4 protein-coding genes are annotated in these 3,627 nt (G+C 67.0%); 2 read left to right on the plus strand and 2 right to left on the minus strand.

Annotation, left to right across the window (positions count from 1 at the left end; all coding sequences use genetic code 11):
- A partial coding sequence (locus VEG08_10630; protein ID HXZ28441.1) for a hypothetical protein occupies nt 1-510 on the plus strand: 510 nt, incomplete at its 5' end.
- 165 nt (nt 511-675) lie between these two features.
- Complete coding sequence (locus VEG08_10635; GenBank protein HXZ28442.1) at nt 676-1,323, plus strand: SUMF1/EgtB/PvdO family nonheme iron enzyme; 648 nt, start codon at nt 676-678, stop codon at nt 1,321-1,323.
- On the opposite strand, the gene VEG08_10640 is transcribed toward VEG08_10635, so the two are convergent.
- Nucleotides 1,290-3,248 carry a DUF3857 domain-containing protein gene (locus tag VEG08_10640; protein ID HXZ28443.1) on the minus strand — a complete coding sequence of 653 codons (1,959 nt, stop codon included), beginning with the start codon at nt 3,246-3,248 and terminating at the stop codon, nt 1,290-1,292. The two genes, VEG08_10635 and VEG08_10640, sit on opposite strands and share 34 nt — an antisense overlap.
- Nucleotides 3,249-3,265: 17 nt before the next feature.
- The coding region (locus tag VEG08_10645; GenBank protein HXZ28444.1) for a transglutaminase at nt 3,266-3,627 on the minus strand (362 nt) is incomplete at its 5' end.

A 3,627-nucleotide genomic window follows, 5' to 3' on the forward strand; every position in this document is an offset into this window, starting at 1 on the left:
GGCAAGGACCAGCCCGGGAAGCGCGAGCGCCGCAAGGAGATCGCGCAGATCCTGATGATGCATCCCAACACCTTCGTGGCCCAGACCACCGCCGGGCACCTGAACCACTTCCTGAAGGCGGTGATGGCCGCCAACGAATACCCGGGGCCGGCGGTGATCATCGCCTACGCTGCCTGCCAGCCGGAGCACGGCATCGCCGACGACCGCGCGGTCACGCAGGCCAAACTGGCGGTCGAGTCGCGCGCCTTCCCGCTGCTCATCCATGATCCCCGCAAGGGCGAGCGGCTGAAGGAGCGCATCAGCCTGCAGGGCAACCCGGCGCTGAAGGAAGACTGGTTCACCGACCCGCACACGGGCGGCCCGCTGGACTTCGTCGCCTTCGCGCGCACCGAAGGGCGCTTCGCGCGGCACTTCGGCTTGGACGGCAAGCCCGACGAGGTGATTCTCAAAGCCCAGCAGGAGCGCCTGGAGAACTGGCGCCGCCTGCAGGAGTTGGCGGGACTGAAATAAACAGGACTGCGTAGGTCAGTGAGGCCCGGGCTGCGGCCCGGGCCTCTTGCTTCTCCCCTGTGCTAGCCTTGGATCGCCATGAATCCGCCGGCGGCATCGCCTTCTGCCCTCGCGAGGGAGGTCGGGCTCCCGGCCCTGGTCCGGATCCCCGAGGGCTGGTTCCGGATGGGCAGCGAGCAGGGCTTCGAGTGCGAGCGCCCCGTGCATCGCATTTGGGTGGACGCGTTTCTGCTGGCCGCCTGCCAAGTGAGCAACGCCGAGTACGCCGTCTTTCTGCGGGAGACCCAGGCAGCGCCGCCGTTCACCTGGGGCCATGCGGACTTCAGCGCGCCCCGTCAGCCGGTGGTCTCGGTCTCGTGGTTCGAGGCGGCAGCCTACTGCGAGTGGCTGTCGCGCAGCAGCGGCCGCCGCTTCCGCCTGCCCACGGAGGCGGAGTGGGAGCGGGCAGCGCGCGGTGGCGAGGAAGGCCGGCCCTATCCCTGGGGCGATGAGCCGCCGCAGTCGCGACCGGGCTACGCCTCGCGCTGGCTGCGCGGGCCTGAGCCGGTGGGCACGAGTGTGCCCAATCCCTTCGGCCTGCATGAGATGTGCGAGAACGTGCACGAGTGGTGCAGCGACTGGTTCGACGCCGGGTACTACGGGCTCTCCCCGGAGCGGAATCCGCGCGGGCCGGAGAGCGGGGTGCGGCGCGCCTCCCGCGGCGGCTCCTGGCGCCACCACATCAAGGCCTCCCACTGCCACACCCGCTCCAGCATCCCGCCGGAGTTCCAGTACGCCGACTACGGTTTTCGGGTGGCCTGCGACGCGGGCTGAGGTGCGGAAGCGCCAGCGCGCAGCACGATGGGTTCCTCGTCGCTGGCGCCCACGTTCGCGTAGAACTGGCGCACCGCGGGGTAGAAGCCACTGGTGAAGAAGATGTCGTTGCGGCGAGACTGCCGCTGCACGCGGACGTCGGCGCCCGCCTGAATGCGCGAGACCTGGTAGTGCAAGTTGCTGCCGCCGCCGAAATCGTGCGGCGGAGGAAGCGCCTCGATCTGCCATCCCGCCGGCAGGTGCAGGGTCAGGTCGTCGGAGGTAACCAAGGGATAGTCGAAATAGATGTCCCAGTGGCGGACGGCGCGGTCGAAAGGGTTCTTGCCATTCGCCTCGAGGATGTCAGCGAGGAGGATGGTGCGGCTGCCGGTGCGGGCGGCCGCATTGGGAACGTCCAGCGTGGCTTCCACTTGGAGGGGCTGGGCGGAGTCTTCCCAGCCGCTGAGTTTCTCCAGCTTGACCTGCGCATCGGCGGGCAGCCAGGCGCGGATGGTGTCTTCCACCTGCTTGCGGCGCCCGGTTTCATCCTCCTCGAGGGCACCGAGACGCTGGTCAAGAGCGAAGAGCCCGGTGTAGGTCAGGGAGAGACGGCCGTGGAGACTGCCGTCCTCCGCCAGGGTGAACTCACCCTTGCGCAGGCGCTGCGAGGCCTCGGGGTTGGGCAGGGGCGTGGTCACGAACTGGGCGCCGTCCGGGGTGGGGCGCAGACCCGGCACTTTGATGTCTTCCCCAGGGATGAGGCCAAAAGGACAGCCCGGAGTGCCCGGGTCGAAGTAGCGCTCCTCGTTGCCCACCTTGACTACGGCCAGGGCCCAGCCCAACTGCCAGGTGTCCATAACTCGACGATCGAAGGGCATGTCGCCGCGCTCGGCGATCCAGACCATGGCGGTCTCGAATCCGGCAGCCCGGGCCAAGGCCAGGAAGGTCTCGTTGATCTCAGTGCGGCCGCCGTAGCCGTGCTCCAGGACCTGCTCGGCGCTCTTCGCTTCCTTCAGCTTCTCGCGCTTGGCCTCCGCCTCCGTCTTCCCGTGCTCGTAACTGAGATTGCGGATCTGCTGCGCGCGGGCGTAGAGCTTGCGCAGCTTGGTTTCGGGCGGGTCGGAAGGCTGCACCAGGCGCGCGACCTCCCGCGTCACGCCGTCGCGGGCCTTGGTATAGTCCTCGAGCCATTTGGACCAGGATTTTCCGATGTCCTTCCAGTAGTCGTCTTCCGTGGTGGTGCGGGAAAAGAGTTGGTAAAAGCGCACGTGCCACTTCAGGACCTCCGCAGGGAGGCTGAGGTCCTCGGGGTCAAAGGGGGGGACATTAGAGAGCGTGAGTTCGAGCGTTCCCGGGTCAGTCCGGGAGTAATCGGCGTTGTCCGGAAGAGAGGAGACCGGGGCGACCATCACGCCGGGCGGAACGTTCAAGACATACCGGGCCTGCAGCATGGGCAATTCTTCCTGCACGATCCAGGGCGGGATGACGAAGTAGCCGAGACTCCAGCTCAGCCGGTAACGGTACTCCAGGATGCAGCCGGGCTGCACGCTGGGGAAGGTGAAGGCGGTGGCCCGCACGTCGAAGCCATGACGCTTGGCGATGACTTTGTCGAGGACCTTGCCATCGAAGGGGACGATGGTCCCGTCAGCCAGAACGGTGCGCGCCTTCAGGTCAGAGAGGCGCAGGAAGTCCCGGTTATAGGGGATCTGGATGTCGCCGTACTTCTTGGCCGCATCGGTGAAGACCTTGATGCGGTAGTACTCGCTGATCGAGTGCTCGCGATTGTTGATGACGGTTTCGTGGTAGAGGATCTCGGCGTTGCTGGGGTTGGAGGCATCCTTCTTCATGGCCAGCTCGACCGGATTCACGGGGGGGAAATCGTCGTCGGGCCACGCGGCGGTCACGGCCAGCAGCAGCCAGGCGACGAGCACGGCGGGCTTCAGCATGCGGCTCACCTCGGCCCTCAGTTGGCGCGCTTGAGCACGGCGCTAGCATTCTCGTCGCCGGCCACCCGGCGGTAGAAGGTCTTCAGCTTGGGCAACTGCTCGGTGGGTACCAGGATGTCCTTGATCTCATACTGGCGGCTGTAGTGCAGGACGTTGCCCTGCACCTGGATCTGGCTCTTGTAGGAGGCGAAGCCGGCGTCGAGGTCGGCGGGGGTGGGCAGATCGTCCACCGTGAAGCCGGGGGGCAGGGTGATCTCGAAGTCGTCGGTCTGGAGGGTGGGCGCGGCAAACTCCACCGGGTACTTGCGCTCCTTGCCTTCAAAGAAGTCGTCGGCCTTCTGCCCCAGCACGCGCGGGCGGAGCAGGAGCAGGCTGCCGG

The sequence above is a fragment of the Terriglobales bacterium genome (assembly GCA_035624475.1).
Taxonomy (GTDB): domain Bacteria; phylum Acidobacteriota; class Terriglobia; order Terriglobales; family Acidobacteriaceae; genus DASPRL01.

Excerpts from the sequence above, each read along its gene's own strand:
- VEG08_10635 (HXZ28442.1), top strand. The coding sequence starts at position 676 with ATGGGCAGCGAGCAGGGCTTCGAGTGCGAGCGCCCCGTGCATCGCATT.
- VEG08_10640 (HXZ28443.1), bottom strand. The coding sequence starts at position 3,248 with ATGCTGAAGCCCGCCGTGCTCGTCGCCTGGCTGCTGCTGGCCGTGACC.